The sequence below is a fragment of the Caulobacter segnis genome, from assembly GCF_019931575.1.
Classification (GTDB): Bacteria; Pseudomonadota; Alphaproteobacteria; order Caulobacterales; family Caulobacteraceae; genus Caulobacter; species Caulobacter segnis_C.
In genome coordinates this window covers 1,832,358-1,852,634 of the sequence record NZ_CP082923.1, presented here as the reverse complement: position 1 = coordinate 1,852,634, position 20,277 = coordinate 1,832,358, and the positions used below count along the sequence as shown (strand labels likewise).

General features: G+C 69.0%; 19 protein-coding genes. 11 read left to right on the top strand and 8 right to left on the bottom strand.

Going from position 1 to position 20,277, the window contains the following annotated elements; all coding sequences use genetic code 11:
- Positions 1-29 precede the first annotated feature (29 nt).
- Both K8940_RS08715 and K8940_RS08710 read right to left on the bottom strand, forming a co-directional pair.
- Positions 30-1,118, bottom strand: coding sequence for a FecR family protein (locus K8940_RS08715; protein ID WP_223394725.1), 1,089 nt, complete (start codon positions 1,116-1,118; stop codon positions 30-32).
- Positions 1,115-1,621, bottom strand: a complete 507-nt coding sequence (locus K8940_RS08710) for an RNA polymerase sigma factor (protein WP_223394723.1) — start codon at positions 1,619-1,621, stop codon at positions 1,115-1,117. Before K8940_RS08710 ends, K8940_RS08715 begins: the two co-directional genes overlap by 4 nt.
- Positions 1,622-1,809: 188 nt before the next feature.
- Here K8940_RS08710 and arsC point away from each other — a divergent pair, with 188 nt between their 5' ends.
- The 3 genes from arsC to K8940_RS08695 all read left to right on the top strand — a co-directional run bounded on the left by arsC (position 1,810) and on the right by K8940_RS08695 (position 3,630).
- A complete protein-coding gene (gene arsC / locus K8940_RS08705; RefSeq protein ID WP_223394721.1) occupies positions 1,810-2,217 on the top strand; it encodes an arsenate reductase (glutaredoxin) in 408 nt (135 codons plus the stop codon).
- 126 nt (positions 2,218-2,343) lie between these two features.
- Positions 2,344-3,384 carry a substrate-binding domain-containing protein gene (locus K8940_RS08700; protein ID WP_223394719.1) on the top strand — a complete coding sequence of 347 codons (1,041 nt, stop codon included), beginning with the start codon at positions 2,344-2,346 and terminating at the stop codon, positions 3,382-3,384.
- An 84-nt stretch (positions 3,385-3,468) separates the two neighbouring features.
- Positions 3,469-3,630 (top strand): hypothetical protein, encoded by a 162-nt coding sequence (locus K8940_RS08695; protein ID WP_223394717.1) that lies wholly within the window; start codon positions 3,469-3,471, stop codon positions 3,628-3,630.
- 60 nt (positions 3,631-3,690) lie between these two features.
- On the opposite strand, the gene K8940_RS08690 is transcribed toward K8940_RS08695, so the two are convergent.
- The 5 genes from K8940_RS08690 to K8940_RS08670 form a co-directional block, all read right to left on the bottom strand.
- Positions 3,691-4,065, bottom strand: coding sequence for a GFA family protein (locus K8940_RS08690; protein ID WP_223394715.1), 375 nt, complete (start codon positions 4,063-4,065; stop codon positions 3,691-3,693).
- A gap of 184 nt (positions 4,066-4,249) precedes the next feature.
- Positions 4,250-4,405, bottom strand: a complete 156-nt coding sequence (locus K8940_RS23890; protein ID WP_317847030.1) for a hypothetical protein — start codon at positions 4,403-4,405, stop codon at positions 4,250-4,252.
- A 283-nt stretch (positions 4,406-4,688) separates the two neighbouring features.
- Complete coding sequence (locus K8940_RS08680) at positions 4,689-5,045, bottom strand: hypothetical protein (protein ID WP_223394713.1); 357 nt, start codon at positions 5,043-5,045, stop codon at positions 4,689-4,691.
- Positions 5,046-5,141: 96 nt separating this feature from the next.
- Positions 5,142-5,795 carry a DUF882 domain-containing protein gene (locus K8940_RS08675; RefSeq protein ID WP_223394711.1) on the bottom strand — a complete coding sequence of 218 codons (654 nt, stop codon included), beginning with the start codon at positions 5,793-5,795 and terminating at the stop codon, positions 5,142-5,144.
- Positions 5,796-5,867: 72 nt separating this feature from the next.
- Positions 5,868-7,343 (bottom strand): murein L,D-transpeptidase, encoded by a 1,476-nt coding sequence (locus K8940_RS08670; protein ID WP_223394709.1) that lies wholly within the window; start codon positions 7,341-7,343, stop codon positions 5,868-5,870.
- A 208-nt stretch (positions 7,344-7,551) separates the two neighbouring features.
- Between K8940_RS08670 and K8940_RS08665 the strand changes: the two genes are divergently transcribed.
- The 4 genes from K8940_RS08665 to K8940_RS08650 all read left to right on the top strand — a co-directional run bounded on the left by K8940_RS08665 (position 7,552) and on the right by K8940_RS08650 (position 14,832).
- Positions 7,552-9,363 carry a glycoside hydrolase family 15 protein gene (locus tag K8940_RS08665; RefSeq protein ID WP_223394707.1) on the top strand — a complete coding sequence of 604 codons (1,812 nt, stop codon included), beginning with the start codon at positions 7,552-7,554 and terminating at the stop codon, positions 9,361-9,363.
- A gap of 105 nt (positions 9,364-9,468) precedes the next feature.
- Positions 9,469-12,423, top strand: a complete 2,955-nt coding sequence (locus K8940_RS08660; RefSeq protein WP_223394705.1) for a TonB-dependent receptor — start codon at positions 9,469-9,471, stop codon at positions 12,421-12,423.
- 118 nt (positions 12,424-12,541) lie between these two features.
- Positions 12,542-13,345, top strand: coding sequence for a trehalose-phosphatase (gene otsB, locus K8940_RS08655; protein WP_223394702.1), 804 nt, complete (start codon positions 12,542-12,544; stop codon positions 13,343-13,345).
- On the top strand, positions 13,342-14,832 hold the full coding sequence (locus K8940_RS08650; protein WP_223394700.1) for a trehalose-6-phosphate synthase: 1,491 nt from the start codon (positions 13,342-13,344) through the stop codon (positions 14,830-14,832). Before otsB ends, K8940_RS08650 begins: the two co-directional genes overlap by 4 nt.
- 138 nt (positions 14,833-14,970) lie before the next feature.
- Here K8940_RS08650 and K8940_RS08645 read toward each other — a convergent pair whose 3' ends face one another.
- On the bottom strand, positions 14,971-15,336 hold the full coding sequence (locus K8940_RS08645; RefSeq protein ID WP_223394698.1) for a BlaI/MecI/CopY family transcriptional regulator: 366 nt from the start codon (positions 15,334-15,336) through the stop codon (positions 14,971-14,973).
- 195 nt (positions 15,337-15,531) lie between these two features.
- On the opposite strand from K8940_RS08645, the gene K8940_RS08640 reads away from it, so the two are divergent.
- The 4 genes from K8940_RS08640 to K8940_RS08625 all read left to right on the top strand — a co-directional run bounded on the left by K8940_RS08640 (position 15,532) and on the right by K8940_RS08625 (position 20,065).
- Complete coding sequence (locus K8940_RS08640; protein ID WP_223394696.1) at positions 15,532-16,353, top strand: 2-keto-4-pentenoate hydratase; 822 nt, start codon at positions 15,532-15,534, stop codon at positions 16,351-16,353.
- A 35-nt stretch (positions 16,354-16,388) separates the two neighbouring features.
- Positions 16,389-17,663 carry an MFS transporter gene (locus K8940_RS08635; protein ID WP_223394694.1) on the top strand — a complete coding sequence of 425 codons (1,275 nt, stop codon included), beginning with the start codon at positions 16,389-16,391 and terminating at the stop codon, positions 17,661-17,663.
- Between the two features lie 68 nt (positions 17,664-17,731).
- Positions 17,732-18,778, top strand: a complete 1,047-nt coding sequence (locus tag K8940_RS08630) for an oxidoreductase (protein WP_223394692.1) — start codon at positions 17,732-17,734, stop codon at positions 18,776-18,778.
- A gap of 51 nt (positions 18,779-18,829) precedes the next feature.
- Positions 18,830-20,065, top strand: coding sequence for a PQQ-dependent sugar dehydrogenase (locus K8940_RS08625; RefSeq protein WP_223394690.1), 1,236 nt, complete (start codon positions 18,830-18,832; stop codon positions 20,063-20,065).
- Positions 20,066-20,277 lie beyond the last annotated feature (212 nt).

Here is a 20,277-nt window from a genome sequence, read left to right as displayed (position 1 = left end):
CTATCGGCGCTTTCGGTAAGTGAGACGCCTCACTCCACCGAGGACTCACCACCTTCGGTCAAGTTTTTTGGCTGGCGCTGGAACGCGCGCAGGACGGTCTCGCCGCCCTGCCCGCTGACGGCCCGGACGGGCAGCACCGCCGTCACGCCGTCGATGAAGGCGCGGGTGTCGCCCGAAGTGAAGACGCCGCTGATCCGCAGGTTGGCCACGGTCGGATCGCCGATTCGCAGCTTGTCGCGGGCGTAGCGGTTCACCCGCTCGACGGCCATGGACATGGGCTCGTCCTGGAACACCAGCTGCCCCGTCTCCCAGGCCCCAGCGCGCGCGGGATCGGTCGCCGTGACCGAGGCGGCCTCGGAATTGACCTGGGCGACCAGCTCGTGATCGGGCGTCAGGGACTTCTCGGTCGGCGCGCCATTGACCCGCAGCAGCGGCGGCGGCCGGCCCTTGGCGCCCTCCCCGTCCAGCACGGCGACATGACCCTCGTACAGCACGACCCGCATCTGGTCGGCGATGCGCTCGACGCTGAAGGTGGTGCCAGTGGCCACCACCAGCTTGCCGCCGGCCGCGACCGAGAACGGCCGCAGCGGGTCCTTGGCCACCGCGAACTTGGCGCGGCCCTGCTCCAACCACAGCCGCCGCCGGTCGCCGTCGTAGCGAACCTTCAGCACGGTGTCGGCGTCGAGCGAGGCGCGCGAGCCGTCGGCCAGCTGGACGATCCGTCGCTCGCCCTCGGTGGTGCGATAGACGTCCGGCAGGCTGGCGCGCCAGGTCAGGACCCCGCCCAGGGCGACGGCGGCGACCACCGCCGCGGCGGCGCTCCAGACGGCGACGCGGCGGCCAGGCTTACGGGACCATTGCCGATGCTGGGCGCGGCGCAGGTCGTTCAGGGCCTCGCCGCGCAGGGCGATCATGCCGGGCAGCGACGCCTGGTGGTCCACCGCCCGCCAGGCGGCGACGGCGTCGTCCAGCAGTTCACGGTGAACCGAGTCGGCGGCGAACCAGGCGTCCAGCGCCTGCTGCTCGGCGGGCGAGAGATCCCCTTCCGACAGGCGCACGCACCATTCGGCGGCGGCGTCCGCGGCGAGATCCAGCTTGTCGTCCATCGCCTCGCTCATGGGTTCGCCCTCAGGCGTCGCGTCAGGTGGCCCATGGCCTTGAGGATGTGCTTCTGCACGCCGCTGGTGGTCATGCCGTACAGCGTGGCCAGCTCGGCCTGCTTCATGCCTTCCAGCCGGTACAGCAGGAAGATGGCCCGCGTGCGCTCGGGAAGTTCGCGCAGGATCCGCGAGACCTCGCCCAGGTCCTCCCGCGCCTGCAGGATGCGGGCGGGATCCAGCGGCTCCAGGTCGACGGGCTCACCCGCGATCGTCGCGCGGTAGCTGGCCCGCACCCGCTCGCGCCGCTGACGGTCGCGCAACAGGTTCGCCGCCATCTGGAAGATGTAGGCGTCGGCGTTCTCCATGCCCGGGTCCTCGACCCGCGCCAGCTTGGCGAACAGCTCCTGGGTCATGTCCTCGGCGTCGCCGTGGCTGGCCGCGCGGCGCATGAAGAAGGCCATCAGCGCTGGTCTGTAGCGCCGGTCCAGGCCTCTCAGATCGTGTGGCCTCTCCTGCCCCACGGCTTTCCCCCAAGCGCTCTCGCATGACTGCTCTCGACAGTCATGACGCACATCTTCCCCGGACGCACACCGCCGAGACGAAGATTCTTGGCGGAACGGTCCGCGCCGGCCGATGGCGCGCGCCGACACGGGTGGAGTTGCGGGACCGGCGCGGCCCGCCTAAACCGGCGACGGACCCAGGAGCCCGCATGACCGCCTTCCCCGTCACCATCTACCACAACCCGAAATGCGGCACGTCGCGCAACGTCGTGGCCATGGTCGAGGCCGCCGGCTACGCGCCGACCGTCGTCGAGTACCTGAAGGCCGGCTGGACCCGCGAGCTGCTGCTGGACCTGTCCAGGCGCTCGGGCCTCTCGGTGCGCGAGCTGATGCGCGAGAAGGGTGCGCCGGCCGAGGAACTGGGCCTCCTGAAGCCCGAGGCCACCGACGACGCCATCCTCGCGGCGATGGTCGAGCACCCGATCCTGGTCAATCGTCCTATCGTCATGACCCCCAAGGGCGTGGCCCTGGCCCGCCCCTCCGAAAAGGTCTTCGCCCTGCTGGACAACGTCCCGGAAAGCTTCACCAAGGAAGACGGCGAGGTCGTCCGGCGCTGACTTCGTCCGCCTACGGACGCTGTCGTAAAACTGTCGTCGAACTGTGACAAAAGCCCGGACATCGGTCCGGCATGCTCTCCCCCGGCATGCTCCCCACGTCACCGGACGACACAGGATTTTGACGACATGAACAAGCTCATCGGCGCGGTCGCCACCGTCGCTCTGCTCGCCGTCGCCGACCAAGCCCACGCGGCCCGCGACTATGTCTGGGCCGCCGGCTCCTCGACCGTGTTCCCGTTCTCCACCCGCGTCGCCGAGAACTTCTCGAAGAAGACCGGCAAGAAGTCGCCGAAGGTCGAGAGCCTGGGCACGGGCGGCGGCATCAAGATGTTCTGCGGCGGCACGGGCGAGAAGTTCCCCGACATCGCCAACGCCTCGCGCCCGATGAAGAAGTCCGAGTTCCAGGCCTGCCAGAAGGCCGGCGTGAAGGATATCGTCGAGATCAAGATCGGCTTCGACGGCATCGTCGTGGCGGTCGACAAGAAGGGCCCGGACTTCAACTTCAAGCTCGAGCAGCTGTACCTGGGCCTGGCCGACCAGTCCCTGCGCGGCGGCCAGCTGGTCAAGCAGCCCTACAAGAACTGGAACGAGGTCGGCCAAGGCCTGCCGAAGGCCCGCATCCTGGCCTACGGCCCGCCGCCCACCTCGGGCACCCGTGACGCCTTCGTCGAACTGGCCATGGAAGGCGGCGCCGCCAAGCTGCCGACCCTGGCCAAGCTGAAGGCCGACGACGAGAAGAAGTTCAAGGCCACCGTCTCGCCGATGCGCACCGACGGCGGCTGGATCGACGCCGGCGAGAACGACAACGCCATCGTCGGCACCATCGAGAAGACCCCCAACGCCCTGGGCGTGTTCGGCTTCTCGTTCCTGGAAGAGAACGCCTCGCGCATCAAGGGCGCGTCGGTCAATGGCGTGAAGCCGACCCCGGCGGCCATCGCCAGCGGCCAATACCCGCTGTCGCGCTCGCTCTACATCTACGTGAAGAAGTCCCAGGTCGGCGTCACGCCGGGCCTGAAGGAATTCGTCACCGAGTTCGTCTCGGACGCCGCCACCGGTCGCGGCGGCTACCTGCAGGGCCGTGGCCTGATCCCGCTGCCGCCGGCCCAGCACCAGGCGATGAAGGGCAAGGCGGGCGCCCTGCCGGCCATGCCCGCGCCGAAGGAATAGGCCACACACGGCAAGGGTGCGGACGCACACTTGACCTTCCGTTCCGGCCAGCGCTCCATGGCGCCGGTTGGAACGGAGACGGCCATGACCAACAAGGTCGAGGAACGGCTGCGCGACCTCGAGGCGCTCGTGGTCCGGCAGGCCGAGCGGATCGAGGCGCTGGAAGACCAGGTCGAGGCGCTGCTTCGCCTCACGCGGCGGACGGCGGTCGCCCAGCTCATCAAGCCCGAGGACGAGGCTGCCTGAGGGCGCCCAGATCATACAGGCGCCCGAAGACAGGGGCGGCGGCTTCGACCGTCGCCTTTTCTATGTCGGCTTCTCGCCTGGCGGCTTTTCCCAGGGCGGCGCGTCAGGCGTGTACTCCTCGAAGGCCACGCGCACGCCGGGATCGTCGTCCAGGCAGTTGGCGGCGATGGCCAGGATGCGGCCGCTGTCTGGATCGCCCAGCGACGTGCCGCAGCGCCGGCAGAAACTGCGGTTGAACCGCATGGGCGGCCGGGGCTGGTAGCGGACCAGCAGGTCCCTCCCCGCCAGCCAATGGAACGCTTCGGCCCGGACATAGGCGTAGGCGCGGGACCCGACCTTGCGGCAGCGCGAGCAGTGGCAGGTTCCCATCATCAGCGGCGGCTCGAACAGCTCGAACCGCACGCCCCCGCAGCAACAGCTTCCCTTGATCGTCAATACGCAGCTCCTTGAACCTCCAGGGAAACTGCGCCTGTCCTGCCGCCAGCTTGGTGGCAGCAGGCTGTGGATAGTTGGTGAGGCGGGTTGTCGCGGAGAGCCCGGTCTGCTCACCAAGATCCATGCCCTAACACCGCTCATCCCCGCGAAAGCGGGGACCCAAGCCGAGTTGGCGGAAAAGATCTCAACAGTTCAGCGTCTCATACAAATCGGACCACGTCGGGTTCAACGCCTCGATCAGTTGGATCTTCCAGGCGCGGTTCCACTTCTTGATTTGCCGCTCGCGAGTAAAGGCCCCTTCCCGCGTATCGCCGATCTCATACCAGACCAGAAGGTTCACACCATATTTCGAAGTGAAGCCTTTATGGATCTTCTGCTTGTGCTCCTAGATCCGGCTGGAGAGGTCATCGGTGTGACCACAGTAGAGCGTCCCGTAAGGCCCGCTAGCCAACAGATAGACGCAGAACATCTGGTCCAAGACGGCTCTCCAAGAGGAGAGGAACATATCACGAACAATTTTCCAAGCAACGCTCCGCTGAGTGGCGGACAGTCAGCTTGGGTCCCCGCTTTCGCGGGGATGAGCGAATTTGGGGTGACTTATGGAAATCGGAAGCTAACCCGGCCTAGCGCGTGCGCGAGGTCATGCCGGCGGCGGCGGCGTCGTCGGCCACCTGCGGATCCAGGTCCTGGGGCGTGGCCACGGCGGGTTCGGGCTGGGGCGGGGCGACGGGATCGGCGGCGGCCGGCGCGGAGGCCTCCACCTTACGCGGCGCCGGCTGTGACGAGGTCGACGCGGCGTCCATGGCCGCGATCGCGGCGTCGTCGGCCCCGGTGGCCGCGGCCGCGCCGATCATGATCGGGCGATCTTCGTAGGCGTCGTCGGCGGAGGTGAGGAACATCATGGTCCCGAACGTCGTCAGGACGCCGACGACGAAGCCCAGGACGATCCAGCCGAACGGGTTTCCGCGACGCGCGCTCATCTGATCCGCCTCCCTACGACGCGAAGGCCGGTCGCGCCGGCCCTCCTGTTCTAAACGTCGCGAAGGGGGCTTGGTTACGCGTCCCAACGGAAAAGGTCAGGTTCCCGACCAGGTGCGAACGCGGCCGACGTCGACATGGACGAAGCGGCTCTTGGGATAGTAGCCGACGCCGCCCAGCTTCAGGCCCAGGGCCTCGGCCCGGATCTCCTGCAAGGAGATGTCCTCGAGGTAGATGTCCATGGCCTTGCCGTCCATGTGCAGGCTGTGGCGGGCGACCTCGCCGCTGCGCTCGGACAGCATCCGGTTGGTCGCCGGCGAGCGGTAGCCGGAGATGACCTGGAAATGCGCCTTGGTCTGGGTCTTCTCGGCGATCCTGCCCAGGATGTCGTAGAGGCCCGGGTCGATGGGGTGGACCTCGTCGTTGCGATAGTCGCGCAGCACGTGGTTCAGGGCCTGCACCGCGTCGGGAACGTACTCGCCGTTCTCCCAGTAGACGGCTTCCAGCTTCTCGTCGGTATGGATGTTGCGCAGCTTGACCCAACGCGGCTCGACCACCGCCTCGGCGGCGAAGCTCTCGACCGGCGTTGGCCTCAGCCCGATCGCGGGCGCGGCCGGAACCGCCGGCGCGCTCGGATGTTTTCCCTGCAGGATCGCGCCGATGATGTCGTCATCGGCCCGCGCCGCCGCGAATGGCACAAGCCCGGCCCCAACAGCGCTCAGCCCCCACTGAAGCAGCTTACGTCGATGCATGAGTACGCCCTAACCCGACACTAAGGATCGGGAGGACACCCCATAGACGTTAAGAAAGCAAGCTGAGCCGGGTCAGAGTGCGGCAATCCGCTGCACGAGCTCACGATCCCAGCCATACGGATCCTGGCGGAAGTTCACCTGCCCGTCCGGGGTCACATAGGCCGTCCAGTACAGCAGGAACACCGCGATCTGCTGGGGCAGCTTGGCCCGCACGGTGTCGCCCGAGGCCAGGGTCTCGTCGATCTTTTCGGGCGTCCAGGTCGGGTCGCCCTCCATCAGCGCCTTGGCCAGCTCGATCGGCTTTTGCAGGCGCACGCAGCCGTGACTGGCCAGGCGGCTGAAGCTGTCGAACTTCGAGCGGCTGGGCGTGTCATGCAGATAGACGCCGTAGGGATTGTTGAAGTCGAACTTCACCTGGCCCAGAGCCGCCTTGGGGCCGGCCTTCTGCTGCAGGCGCGAGCCGCCGTCGCCGGTCGGGATGATGATGAAGTCGTTGCGGCGCAGATAGCCCGGACTGGCCTTCTCCTTGGGCCACAGCTCCTTGGCGGCGATCGACGAGGGCACGTTCCACGGCGGGTTCAGCACGATCGAGTGGATCATCGACGACAGCATCGGCGTCTCGTCGCCCGGACGGCCGGTGACCGCGCGCATGGTCAGGGTCGGGGTGTCGTGATGGAACACCGACAGGATGGCGGCGGCCACGTTCACCTGGATCCGCTCGGGCGGCAGGGTCTGGGGCAGCCAGCGCCAGCGCTCCATGTTGGCGACGATCTGGTCGATGCGCTGCTCGACCGGCGTGTTCAGCGCCTCCAAGGTCCCCCGGCCGACCACGCCGTCCGGATTGAGGCCGAAGCGCTTCTGGGCGCGCTGCACGGCCTGGATCAGGGCGGCGTCGAAGACGGGCGCGGGCGCGACCACGACCGTCGGGTCCTCGGCGGCCAGGCGGGCGGCCAGCGCCGAGACGCGGGGACCCGTTTCGCCCTCCTTCAGGGCCTCGCCCGCCGGGACCAGCGGCCGCCAGCCGCCCTTGGCGGCGATGGCGCGATAGGTCGCCAAGCCCGTGCGCAGGGTCTGGTAGCCGGTATAGGGCGGCGGCAGCGTGTCCAGCCACACGGCCAGGCGGTCCTGCTGGACGGCGGTCACGAAGTCGATCGCCGGATCGTAGGGCGTGGGGCGCAGGCCCCACTCGACCATGAAGGCGCTGGGCGGCAGACGGCCGCTGCGCACCGCCTTCGCATAGGCCAGGGTCAGGCTCACCAGCTGGGCCTGGGTGGTCGCCTGCTCGGGCGCGAAGGTCTTGGCGTCGAAGCCGTGGGTGTAGGCCTCGCCCAGCACGCGGCGCAGCAGCTCGACCTGGTCGGAGCGCAGCTGGACGGCGGACAGGTCCGGCGGGGCGGGCGCGGGCGGCGCGGGAACGACCGGCACGGCCTGTTGTGGCGCGGCCTGGGCCGCCACGACGGGACGCTGGGATTGGGCCTGCGCGGGCGCCAGGGACAGAAGGCTGATCGCCGCCGCCAGGACGCCGCAGGGTCTCGTTACTCGCATCACCGTCGAACAGCCCGCCGCATACGCGCGGCAAAGCCGCGTCAAGGATTCCAGATGGCCGGTACGGCCGTGTGCGTCAACGCGAGCGGCGCGAAAGGCGAGCCCTCCCCGCCCCGGCGAGGACGTTTCCCAAGAAGAGGAACCCGCAAGCCACACCGTCGGTTTCACTCAAAACGGGGAGCGCGCTCAAGCGCTCGCACGGGGCCGCGTCATGGATGAAAGCTTGCACAAGAAAACGCTGGATCTTTTCCCGATCGGCAACTGCGCCGTCAGCGCCCTGATCGACACCGCCGGCCGCTTCGTCTGGGGCTGCGCGCCGCGCGTCGATTCCGATCCGGTGTTCAGCGCCCTGCTGGACGACGCCGATCCCGAAGGCGACGCGGCCAAGGGCCTGTGGGAGGTCCAGGTCGACCGCCGAGCCGAGGTGCGCCAGGGCTATATCCGCAACACGCCGATCCTGCGCACCGAGATCGCCGACGAGGACGGCGCGCGGATCGAGATCCTGGACTTCGCCCCGCGCTACCTGCAGTTCGGCCGCACCTTCCGCCCCACCGCCTTCATCCGCCTGATCCGTCCGATCGTCGGGGTGGCGCGTGTCACCCTGCGCCTGCGGCCCACGGCGGGCTGGGGTGCCAAGATCGCCGAGCACACGCGCGGCTCGCACCACATCCGCTATCTCTGCTCGGACATGACCCTGCGCCTGACCACGGACGCGCCGATCTCGCACATCCTGGAGGAGCGCACGTTCCGGCTGGAGCAGCCGATCGCCATGTACCTGGGCGCGGACGAGGGCTTTGACGCCCCCGTCGGCCCCACCTGCGAGCGGATGCTGCGCGAGACGGAAGGCTACTGGAAGCACTGGGTGCGGGGCCTGGCCATCCCGCTGGAGTGGCAGACGGCGGTGATCCGCGCGGCCATCACCCTGAAGCTGTGCATGCACGAGGAGACCGGGGCCATCGTCGCGGCCCTGACCACCTCGATCCCAGAGCACGCCGACAGCGGCCGCAACTGGGACTACCGCTACTGCTGGCTGCGCGACGCCTATTACGTGGTCCAGGCCCTGAACCGGCTGGGCGCGGTCGACATCCTGGAGAACTATCTGGGTTACCTGCGCAACATCGTCGACCGGGCCGGCGGCGGCCACATCCAGCCGTTGTTCGGGGTGGGGTTCGAGGAGGTGCTGACCGAGCGCTTCGCCCCCGACCTGCCCGGCTATCGCGGCATGGGGCCGGTGCGGGTCGGCAACCAGGCGTTCGAGCACATCCAGAACGACGTCTACGGCCAGATCATCCTGTCGACCGTCCAGGCCTTCTTCGACGAGCGCCTGCTGCGGCCGGCCACGGTCGAGGACTTCGAGGCCCTGGAGCCGGTCGGCGAGCGGGCCTTCCAGCTGCACGACCAGCCCGACGCCAGCCTGTGGGAGTTCCGGGGCCGGGCCAATGTCCACACCTATTCCTCGGCGATGTGCTGGGCGGCCTGCGATCGCCTGGGCAACGCCGCCGAGAAGCTGGGCCTGACGGACAAGGCCGCCCTGTGGAACGGCCGCGCCGCCCAGGTCCGCAAGGTCATCGAGGACCGCGCCTGGAACGCGGAGCTGGGCCGCTTCGCCGCGACCTTCGAGGGCGACGAGCTGGACGCCTCCCTGCTGCAGTTGGTCGACCTGCGCTTCCACAAGCCCGACGACCCGCGCAACGTCGCCACCTTGAAGGCGATCGAGGATGGCCTGCGGCGCGGCGCCTACCTTCTGCGCTACGCCATTCCCGACGACTTCGGCTCGCCGCAGACGGCGTTCAACATCTGCACCTTCTGGCTGATCGAGGCCCTGCACCTGTCGGGCCGCACCGACGAGGCGCGCGAGCTGTTCGAAGACATGCTGTCGCGCCGCACGGGCGCGGGCCTGCTGTCCGAGGACATCGGCTTCGCCGACGGCGAGCTGTGGGGCAACTATCCCCAGACCTATTCCCTGGTCGGGCTGATCAACTGCGCGGTGCTGCTGAGCCGTCCGTGGACGTCCGTGCGCTAGACGGATATGGGCGCCGATGTTGCAACTTCGGCAAACATTGAAATCTGGACGCCACATCGGGCGGGCAACGGCGATCCTGGGACGTAGAGAATTCGGAGACGCTCCTTGACGAGCCGCAAGCTGGCCCTGGTCGGTTTCCTGGGGTGTGTCGCCGCCGGCGCCGCCCACGCGCAGGAGGCGACCCCGCCCGCGCCCGTGTCCCAAGCCCCGGCGCGCCCCGCCCCGAAGCCGGCGGCGGCGGCCGCCAAGCCGGCCGCGACGCCCCCGGCCGCCCAGAAACCGGTGACGCCCGAGGATCTCGACACCGAGGTCGAGGCCGTGACCATCACCGCCAGCGGCAAGCCCTATGGCGCGGTGCTGGGCGACATCCCGCCCGAGGAGACCTTCAGCGCCGCCGACGTCCGCTCGTTCGGCGTCTCGTCGATGGAGGATCTGCTCACCGAGCTGACGCCCCAGACCACCAGCGGCCTGGGCGGCGATCCGGTGGTGCTGCTGAACGGCCGCCGCATCTCCGGCCAGGGCGAGATCCGCGACATCCCGACCGAGGCCATCGCGCGGGTCGAGATCCTGCCCGAGGAAGTCGCGCTGAAGTACGGCTACTCCGCCGACCAGAAGGTCGTGAACATCGTGCTGCGCCAGCGCTTCCGCGCCCAGACCATCGACGGAACCGTCGGCGGCTCGACCGCCGGCGGCCAGACGAGCGAGGCGCTGAACTGGAGCCAGCTGCGGCTGAACCGCCAGGGCCGCAGCAACCTGTCGATCAAGGTCCAGAACAGCGACCAGTTGCTGGAGAGCGACCGCGACCTGGTTAGCCGGACCAATAGCGGCCTCTACGACTTCACCGGCAATGTCGCCCCGGTCAGCGGCGATCTGGCCGCACTGAGCGCCCTGGCCGGAACCCCGGTCACCGTCGCGGGCGTCCCGACGTCGGCGGCCAGCGGCGCGCAGGGCCTTTCAGCCTTCCTGCCGACCGCCAACCAGGCCAATACCAGCGACATCACCGATTATCGCACCCTGCTGCCCCGCAGCCGGCAGGTGTCGATCAACAGCGTCACCAACCGCTACATCCTCGACAACGTCTCGGCGACGCTGAACCTGGGCGCGACGGCGTCGCAGAGCGACTCGCTGCTGGGCCCGGCCCGCGCCCGCCTGGTCATACCCGCCGCCGACCCGTACTCGCCGTTCGGCCAGGACGTGGCGCTCTATCGCTATCTGGGCGACCAGGACGCCCTGGGCCAGACCTCGCGCAACCTGTCGGGTCACCTCGGCTTCACCCTGAACCGCGACACCGAGGCCCTCCGGCTGTCGCTGACCGGCAATTACGATCACGCGATCAACAAGACCGAGACCGACCGTAGCGTCGATGTGACCACGCTCCAGAGCCGCCTCACCGCCCTAGACGCTACCCTGAACCCGTTCGCGCCCCTGAGCGGCCTGTCGGTCAACAGCGACCGGGCCAAGTCGACCACCGACAGCGCCGACCTGCAGTTCGTCGCCAACGGGGCCCTGGCCAAGTTCCGGGCCGGCGACCTGTCGACGACGTTCAAGCTGGGCGTCAGCGGGTCTCGCCTGGAGGCCACGTCCCGCCGCTCCGGCGTCGAGAACGACAGCGAGCAGTCGCGCGGCGACGCCAACGCCCAGCTCAGCTTCGACCTGCCTCTGGCCAGCCGCCGCAAGGGCGTGCGGGCCGGGATCGGCGACCTGTCGACCAACCTGAACCTCGCGGTGCGCCAGGTCTCGGACTTCGGGACCCTGACCACGATCGGCGGCGGCGTGAACTGGTCGCCGGTCAAGCCGGTCAGCTTCATCGTCTCGGCCACGCGCCAGGAGAACGCCCCCAGCATCGCCCAGCTGGGCAATCCGCTGATCACCACCCCCAACGCCCAGGTCTTCGACTATGTGCGCGGCCAAACCGTGGACGTCACCCGCATCAGCGGCGGCAATCCCGACCTGAAGGGCGAGACCCGCAACGTCCTGCGCTTCGGCGCCACCTGGAAGCCGGAGAAGATCAACGGCCTGTCGCTGACCGCCAACTACAGCCGGGTGCGGATCGACAATCCGGTCGCCAGCTTCCCGGCCGCCACGGCGGCGGTCGAGGCGGCCTTCCCTGACCGCTTCACCCGCGACGCCGACGGCAATCTGACCCGCATCGACACCCGCGCCGTCAACTTCGCCAAGCGCGAGAGCGAGCAGATCCGCTGGGGCTTCAACTTCTCGCGCCAGATCGGCAAGACCCCGCCGCCGCCCGCCGGCGGCTGGCGCGGCCGCCAGGGCGGCGGCCAGGCGAACGACGCCGCCTCGCCGCCCGGGGCCGAGCTGCTGCGCCGCACGCCCTCGGCAAGCAGCGGCGGCGACGACAACCGCGCGCCGCAGCCGCCGACCGACACGACCACCACGACCGCCGATCCCAACGCGCAGCAGCCGCAGACCCAGGCGGCCGGCGACGACGCCCAGCGCCCGCCGTCCGGCTTCGGCGGCGACGGCGCGCGCGGCGGGGGCCAGGGCTTCGGCGGTCCCGGCGGCGGCGGTCGCGGTTTCGGCGGCGGCCGAGGCGGCGGCGGCAATCCGCGCGCCACGCGCCTGCAGCTGGCCCTGTTCCACACCGTCCACCTGAAGGAAAAGGTGACCGTCGCCGACGGCGTCCCGACCCTGGACCTGCTGAACGGCGACGTGCTGGGCTCGGGCGGCGGCCAGGCCCGCAACGAGATCGAGGCCCAGGCGGGGATCACCCGCTACGGCCTGGGCGCGCGCGTGTCGGCCAACTGGAAGAGCGGCACCCACGTGGCGGCCGGGACCGGCGGCGCCTCGACGGATCTCGACTTCTCCAGCCTGGCGACCGTGAACCTGCGCCTGTTCGCCGACCTGGGCGTGCGGCGCGAGCTGGTTCAGAAGCATCCGATCCTGCGCGGCGCGCGTCTGACCCTGTCGGTCAACAACCTGTTCGACCAGCAGCAGACGGTCCGCGACGCTACCGGCGCGACCCCCGTCACCTACCAGCCGGACTATCTGGATCCGCGCGGCCGGGTGCTGCAGTTCAGCGTGCGCAAGCTGATCTTCTAGCGGCGCCCAAACCTTCATCAGCTGTCCCGATCCCGGCGAGTTGAACCTTTTGCCGGGATCGAACATGGCCGTTCAGCGTTCTTGCGGCATGTTGCTTATTGATGAGGGGGTTCTCGCCATGACCGTGGCTAAGCCGGTCGCGCGCCTGGAATCTGTCGATTTCTCGCCCCCGCCCTTTGACCTGCCGCGCCGTTCCGCGCTGTTTCTCGACCTCGACGGCACCCTGGCGCCGATCATGCCGCGCCCCGACGACGTCGGTCCCGACCCGCGCCGAGCCGACATGCTGGCCCGCCTGCGCGAGGCCCTCGAGGACCGCGTCGCGGTAGTCAGCGGCCGCGCCCTGCCCGACCTTGACCACATCCTGGGCGGCGGCGTGACCGCGATCGCCGCCGTGCATGGCCTGGTGCGCCGCACCGCCGACGGCGTCATCGCCGACCGCGCGCCGCACGCCGGCCTCGAGGACGCCCGTCGCATCCTGGGCGAGCTGGCCCACTGCGAGCGCGGCCTGCTGTTCGAGGACAAGGGCCTTTCCGTCGCCCTGCACTATCGCAACGCCCCGGCCTGCGCCGAGGCGGTGATCGAGGCGGCCGAGCGCCTGGCCCAGGCCACCGGCCTCGTTCTGCAGCTGGGCGACATGGTCGCCGAACTGCGCACCCCCGGCGCCGACAAGGGCGCGGCGGTGCGGGCCTTCCTGCGCGAGCCGCCCTTCACCGGCGCCATGCCGGTCTTCATCGGCGACGACCTGACCGACGAGGACGGCTTCGTGGCCGCCAAGCGCCTGGGCGGCTTCGGCGTCCTGGTCGGCGAACCCCGCCCGACGCAGGCCCGCTATCATCTGGCCGACACCGACGCGGTCGCCCGCTGGCTGGAGGGCCTGTGCGCCCCGCTGACCACGCCCATGCCCTCGAAGGTGCGCGCATGAGCCGGCTGATCGTCGTCTCCAACCGCGTCAATCCGCCGAACCCGGCGGCCGACGGCGAAGGCTCGGTGGGCGGTCTCGCCATGGCCCTGGCCGCGGCGCTACGCGAATATTCGGGCATCTGGTTCGGCTGGAGCGGCAAGACCACCGCCGAGTTCACCGGCCAGCTGAGCATGCAGAAGATCGAGGGCGTCACGGTCGCCACCGTCGACCTCGAGGAGACCGACTATCAGGAGTACTACAACGGCTACGCCAACAAGACGCTGTGGCCGCTGTTCCACTACCGCGTCGACCTGACCGCCTATGACCGCTCGTTCGGCGAGGGCTACGACCGGGTCAACAAGCGCTTCGCCGAGACCCTGCTGCCGCTGATCGAGCCGGACGACATCATCTGGGTGCACGACTACCACCTGATCCCGCTGGCGCGCGAGCTGCGCAGGATGGGCGTGACCAACCGGATCGGCTTCTTCCTGCACATCCCGTGGCCGGCCCACCAGCTGGTGGTCACCCTGCCCCGCCACCGACAGCTGGTGGAAGCGCTGTTCCACTACGACCTGCTGGGCTTCCAGACCGAGGAGTCGCTGCACGCCTTCGAGGGCTATGTCTTCAACGAGGTGCACGGCTCCAAGAACGAGTTGGGCGAGTTGCAGGCGTTCGGCCACAAGCTGCACGCCTCGGCCTTCCCGATCGGCATCGACGCCGAAGACTTCGCCAAGATCGTCACGGGCGACACGGCCCGGAAGGTCTACGACCGGATGATGGCCCACAGCGTCTTCCGCAAGATGGTCGTGGGCGTCGACCGCCTGGACTATTCGAAGGGCCTGGAAGAACGCCTGATCGGCTATGAGCGGTTCCTGCACGATCATCCGGATCTGGTGCGCGAGACGATGCTGCTGCAGATCGCGCCGATCTCGCGCGACGAAGTCGAGGCCTACCAGGACCTGCGCGGGCGGTTGGATGGTCTGATCGGCCGCATCAACGGCGCCTATGCCGAGATGGACTCCACGCCGATCCGCTACGTCAACCGCTCGTACCGTCGCGACGAGTTGGCCGGGGTCTATCGGGCCAGCAAGGCCGCCCTGGTCACGCCGCTGCGCGACGGCATGAACCTGGTGGCCAAGGAGTATGTCGCGGCCCAGGACCCCGAGGATCCGGGCGTGCTGATCCTGTCGCGCTTCGCCGGCGCGGCGCGGCAGATGAAGGACGCCCTGATCATCAATCCCAACAGCCCGGAGGAAATCTCCGACGCGCTGGAGCGCGCGTTGTCGATGGATCTGGCCGAACGCAAACGGCGCTGGGAGGCCCTGTTCGACAACGTCACCCGCGAGGACGTCACCGCTTGGCGCGACAAGTTCGTGGCGGCGCTGAGCGCGCGGCCGGACGCCGGCGCGGCGCATGCCGTGGATTCGAAGACGCCGGTGCAGAGCCTGGACGTGGCCGCCAAGAAGCTGCGGGCCCAGCAGGCCGAGGCCAAGGCGATGCGGGCTTAACCCACCTTCTCCCCTTGCGGGAGAAGGTGTCAGCGAAGCTGACGGATGAGGGGTCGAAAAGCCTGTCCGGATAGCGGAGCGCGACCCCTCACCCGGCCCTGCGGGCCACCCTCTCCCGCAAGGGGAGAGGGAAACCCATCACCTCTCGCCCATCTCGTCGATCAGCTTCTTCAGCCGGGCCACCTCGTCCGCCTTCAGCGGCCGGTGTTGGGCGAAGTGGCTGATCAGCGGGGCCAGCTGGCCGTCGAACAGGCGGTCCAGCAGGCCCTGGCTCTCGGCCTGGACATAGGCGCTGCGGTCGATCAGCGGCCGATAGCCGTGCTTGCCCTCGGCGCGCTCGGACTTGATCGCCTTCTTCTTCAGCAGGCGGTTGATCAGCGTCTTGACCGTGGCCTCGCCCCAGTTCTGGGACGCGCCGACTTCGGCGACCAGATCGTCGGCCGACAGCGGCTGACGCTTCCAGAGCGCTTCCATGACGTGGGCTTCGGCGGCGGTGATGTGCATGACGCTTACGTCCGTAATTCAACGGGGGACGCTATACCCGCTATTACAGGTGTCAAGCCATACGGACGGGTCGCCGCCTCCCGCATCGGTCGGGCGTCTTCACGGGCTCATTGTCAATGACACCGGTTTCCACTAGAGACGTGGCAACGCCCGCCAAGCGGGACCCGTGCCGAATTTCGAGGGAGGATCTACGGCGTGACCGTTTCTGAGGCCGACAGCGAGGTTTTCACCCCCGCGGCCATCGCCCCCCAATTCGTCAAGGCCCGCAAAGAGGGTGTTTCGGTCCCCGGTTATCCGGGCGGCGTGATTCCCTCGAGCATGGCCGAGGGCTATTCGGTGCAGGACATCGCCATCGACCTGTGGCCCGACGAGCTGGTCGGCTGGAAGGTGGGCCTGGTGCCCCCGCAGCACCGTGAACGCCTGGGCGCCGAGCGCCTGGCCGGCTGCATCTTCAAGACCAAGGTCCAGGACGCCAAGGTCGGCGCCCCGAACGAATTCCGCGCCATCGCCGGCGGCTTCTGCGCCGTAGAGGCGGAATTCATCATCCGCCTGGGCAAGGACGCCCCGGCCGACAAGACCCAATGGACCGCCGAGGAAGCCGCCGAATATGTGGGCGAGCTGCTGGTCGGCGTCGAGATCGCCGGCAGCCCGCTGGCCACGATCAACGCCCTCGGCCCTACGGTCGTCGCTTCCGACTTCGGCAACAACGATGGTCAGATCATTGGTCAGGCCATTTCCAACTGGCGCGACATCGCCTGGGAGGATATGCCCGTCGAGACCTTCATCAACGGCAAGTCGGTCGGTAAGGCCACCGCCGCGACGATCCCGGGCTCTCCGCTGGCCGCCCTGGCCTTCCTGCTCGGAACCGTCGCCGCGCGCGGCAAGCCGCTGAAGAAGGGTCAGATCGTCACCACCGGTGCGACCACGGGCATTCACGACGTGGCCGCCGGTGACGTGGCTCACGTCGATTTCGGCCCGTTCGGAACCGTGGACTGCGTCGCCGTTCCGGCGAAATAAGAAAAGACCCGCTAATAAGGGGAAGGAAGGCGTCCATGGATTTTTCGAAAGCGCCCGCCCCGTCCGAGAAGGTCGGGCGGTATCGCTGGGTGATCGTCACGCTGCTGTTCGCGGCGATGGTCATCAACTACGTCGATCGCCAGACGATCGGTCTGCTGAAGGCGGACCTGTCCCACGAGTTCGGCTGGAGCGAGAAGCACTACGCCGACCTGGTCTTCTATTTCCAGCTGGCCTACGCCTTGGCGTACCTGGCCTGGGGCAAGATCATGGACAAGATCGGGGCCCGCTGGGGCTTCGGCGTCGCGTTCCTGATCTGGCAGGTCGCCCACATCGCCCACGCCGCCGCGCGCGGCTTCGGCGGCTTCGTCTTCGCCCGCATGGGCCTGGGCGTCGGTGAGGCCGGCGGCTTCCCCGGCGGCATCAAGGCCGTGGCCGAGTGGTTCCCCAAGAAGGAACGCGCCTTCGCCACCGGCCTGTTCAACGCCGGCACCAACATCGGCGCCATCGTCACCCCCCTGGTCGTGCCCGGCATCGTGCTGGCCTTCGGCTGGCAGATGGCCTTCATCGTCACCGGCGTCGCCGGCCTGGTCTGGCTGCCGATCTGGCTGCTGGTCTATCGCCGTCCGCGCGAGGCCAAGGGCCTGTCGGCCACGGAACTGGCCTATATCGAGCAGGATCCGGCCGACCCCGTCGAGAAGATCGGCTGGGCCAAGCTGCTGACCAAGAAGGAAACCTGGGCCTTCGCCCTGGGCAAGTTTCTGATCGACCCGATCTGGTGGATGTTCCTGTTCTGGCTGCCCGACTTCCTGGGCAAGCGCTACGGCCTGGACCTGAAGTCCTTCGGCCCGCCGCTGATCGCCATCTACCTGCTCAGCGACGTCGGTTCGGTCGCCGGCGGCTGGATGTCCTCGACCCTGATGAAGAACGGCGCGACCATCAACAAGGCCCGCAAGCTGACCATGCTGGTCTGCGCCCTGCTGGCCGTGCCGGTGATGTTCGCCGCCAAGGCCGACAGCGTCTGGCTGGCCGTGCTGATCATCGGCGTCGCCACCGCCGCCCACCAGGGCTTCTCGGCCAACCTCTACACCCTGCCGTCGGACGTGTTCCCACGCGGCGCGGTCGGTTCGGTCGTCGGGATCGGCGGCATGCTGGGCGCCTTCGGCGGCATGGCCTTCTCGAAGTACATCGGCCAGGTGCTGGAGCAGATCGGCACCTACACCCCGATCTTCATCGTCGCCGGCAGCGCCTATCTGATCGCCCTGCTGGTCATCCACCTGCTCACGCCCAAGATGGAGCCGGTGACGATCTAGAGCGATCGACATCCAGACGACGAAGGCCGGGGAGAAATCCCCGGCCTTTTTCGTGTAAGAAGCCCGGCATGCCAGAGTCCTCCCCCGCCCTGAACGTCGTCCTGGTCGGCTACGGCTATGTCGGCAAGACCTTCCACGCCCCGCTGATCGCCGCGACGCCGGGCCTTGCCCTGCACACCGTGGTCTCCAGCGACCCGGCCAAGGTCGCCGCTGATTTCCCGGACGCCCAGGTCGTTCCCGACCTCGCCGAGGCCCTGGCCGATCCCGCGATCGAGCTGGTGGTCGTCGCCACGCCCAACGCCCTGCACGCGCCCCAGGCCCTGGCCGCCCTCGCGGCGGGCAAGCACGTCGTGGTCGACAAGCCCTTCGCCCTCGACGCGGCCCAGGCCCGGACCATGGCCGACGCGGCCCGCGACGCCGGCAAGCTGCTGACCGTGTTCCATAACCGCCGCTGGGACAGCGACTTCCAGACGCTCCAGCGGCTGATCGCCGACGGGGCCCTGGGCGAGGTCGTCCAGTACGAGAGCCACTTCGACCGCTTCCGCCCCGAGGTCCGCGACCGCTGGCGTGAGCGGGCTGGCCCGGGCGCCGGCGCCTGGATGGATCTGGGTCCCCACCTGCTGGACCAGGCCCTGGTGCTGTTCGGCGAGCCCCTGGCCATCGCCGCCGATATCGGCGTCCAGCGCCAGGGGGCCGGGGCCGACGACTATTTCCACGTCACCCTGCGCTATCCGGTGCTGCGGGTGATCCTGCACGGCAGCCTGCTGACCGCCGCCTCGGACCTGCGCCTGGCCGTTCACGGGACCAGGGCCAGCTTCGTCAAGCACGGCCTCGACCCGCAGGAGGCCCAGCTGAAGGCCGGCATGACCCCCGGCGCACCGGGCTGGGGCCGCGACAGCCGCCACGGCGTGCTGACCACGGTCGAGAACGACGTCCAGGTCCACACGGACGTCCGCCCGGAGGTCACGGGATACCGCACCTTCTACGCCGGCGTCCGCGAGGCCATCCGCAACGACGCCCCCTCCCCGGTCCCGGTCGAGCAGGCGCTGCGGGTGATGGAGCTGCTGGAACTGGCGCGGAAGGCCAGCGATGAGCGGCGGGAGCTGCCGATTTAGCGGCCTAAATCCGGGTAGCCGCCGTCACGGAAAGCAGCTTAAGGTCGCGTCATGCGCGCCTCCCTGCTCACCGCCTCCGCCGCCCTCGCCGCCGCCCTGGTCGCCTGTGGCCCCGCTCCAGCCCAGCCCGGACAGGCCGGACAGGCCGGCGCGCCCGTCGAGAGCCGCTCTCCGAACGCGCCCGAGCAGAAGCCCGCCTTCGCCGGCCAGACTCGCGCCCCGGGCCTGTCATCCAACACCGTCGGCCAGTACCAGGTGCTGGCCAGCGGCCTGGAGCACCCGTGGGGCCTGGCCTTCCTGCCCTCCGGCGAGATCCTGGTCACCGAGCGCGCCGGCCGCCTGCGGGTGCTCGGCAAGGACGGCAAGCTGTCGCCCGCCGTGGCCGGCCTGCCCGCCGTGTTCGCCGAGGGCCAGGGCGGCCTGCTGGGCGTCGCCATCGATCCCGACTACGCCAGGAACGGCCTGGTCTACTGGACCTACGCCGAAGCCGACGGCGGCGTGAACGGCACTTCGGCCGCGCGCGGCAAGCTGGTGCTGGGCCCGAACCCGAAACTCGAGAACGTCCAGGTCATCTGGCGCCAGGCGCCCAAGATGGACAGCGCCCTGCACTTCGGCGGCCGCCTGGTCTTCGCACCGGACGGCAAGCTCTTCATCACCACCGGCGAGCGCTCGATCCTGGAAGGCCGCGTCCAGGCCCAGAAGCTGGACGCCACCCTGGGCAAGGTCGTGCGGATCAATCCCGACGGCTCGATCCCCTCCGACAACCCCTTCGTCGGTCAGGCCGGCGCCAAGCCCGAGATCTGGTCCTACGGCCACCGCAACCTGCAGGCCGCCGCCCTCGACCCCACCGGCAAGCTGTGGACCGTCGAGCACGGCGCCAAGGGCGGCGACGAGCTGAACCATCCCGAGCCGGGCAAGAACTACGGCTGGGCGACCATCACCTATGGCGAGGAATATTCCGGCAAGCCGATAGGCGACGGGATCACCCAGAAGGACGGCCTGGAACAGCCCGTCTACTACTGGGATCCGGTCATCGCGCCGTCGGGGATGGCCTTCTACGAGGCCAACCTGTTCCCAGCGCTGAAGCACAGCCTGCTGATCGGCTCCCTGCGCGAGCAGCACGTCGACCGCCTGGTCCTCAAGGACGGCAAGGTGGTCGGCGAGGAGCGCCTGTTCACCGACATCGGCGGCCGCGTCCGCGACGTCGTGGTCGGCCCGGACGGCGCCATCTACGTCGTCACCGACGAGGACGACGGCAAGCTCATCAGGATCACGCCGAAAGGATAACTAGACCCCGTACCGCTTTTTTCCGCTCGCCGTAATGCAATATCGCCCCCCGCGCGGGCCAACACAGACATTGCCGCCATTGCATGGACAGCGCCCATCGCTGCTCACGCCTCGCCCGCCGCCGATGCCGGAACCGGATATTGCTCTCGATACGGCGCTACGCCTCCGGCGTCGCCTCGCCGCTATCGCTGGATCTGCCGCTATGGTTAGGA

Excerpts from the sequence above, each read along its gene's own strand:
- K8940_RS08715 (WP_223394725.1), bottom strand. The coding sequence starts at position 1,118 with ATGAGCGAGGCGATGGACGACAAGCTGGATCTCGCCGCGGACGCCGCC.
- arsC (WP_223394721.1), top strand. The coding sequence starts at position 1,810 with ATGACCGCCTTCCCCGTCACCATCTACCACAACCCGAAATGCGGCACG.
- K8940_RS08700 (WP_223394719.1), top strand. The coding sequence starts at position 2,344 with ATGAACAAGCTCATCGGCGCGGTCGCCACCGTCGCTCTGCTCGCCGTC.
- K8940_RS08695 (WP_223394717.1), top strand. The coding sequence starts at position 3,469 with ATGACCAACAAGGTCGAGGAACGGCTGCGCGACCTCGAGGCGCTCGTG.
- K8940_RS08680 (WP_223394713.1), bottom strand. The coding sequence starts at position 5,045 with ATGAGCGCGCGTCGCGGAAACCCGTTCGGCTGGATCGTCCTGGGCTTC.
- K8940_RS08675 (WP_223394711.1), bottom strand. The coding sequence starts at position 5,795 with ATGCATCGACGTAAGCTGCTTCAGTGGGGGCTGAGCGCTGTTGGGGCC.
- K8940_RS08665 (WP_223394707.1), top strand. The coding sequence starts at position 7,552 with ATGGATGAAAGCTTGCACAAGAAAACGCTGGATCTTTTCCCGATCGGC.
- otsB (WP_223394702.1), top strand. The coding sequence starts at position 12,542 with ATGACCGTGGCTAAGCCGGTCGCGCGCCTGGAATCTGTCGATTTCTCG.
- K8940_RS08650 (WP_223394700.1), top strand. The coding sequence starts at position 13,342 with ATGAGCCGGCTGATCGTCGTCTCCAACCGCGTCAATCCGCCGAACCCG.
- K8940_RS08645 (WP_223394698.1), bottom strand. The coding sequence starts at position 15,336 with ATGCACATCACCGCCGCCGAAGCCCACGTCATGGAAGCGCTCTGGAAG.
- K8940_RS08635 (WP_223394694.1), top strand. The coding sequence starts at position 16,389 with ATGGATTTTTCGAAAGCGCCCGCCCCGTCCGAGAAGGTCGGGCGGTAT.
- K8940_RS08630 (WP_223394692.1), top strand. The coding sequence starts at position 17,732 with ATGCCAGAGTCCTCCCCCGCCCTGAACGTCGTCCTGGTCGGCTACGGC.
- K8940_RS08625 (WP_223394690.1), top strand. The coding sequence starts at position 18,830 with ATGCGCGCCTCCCTGCTCACCGCCTCCGCCGCCCTCGCCGCCGCCCTG.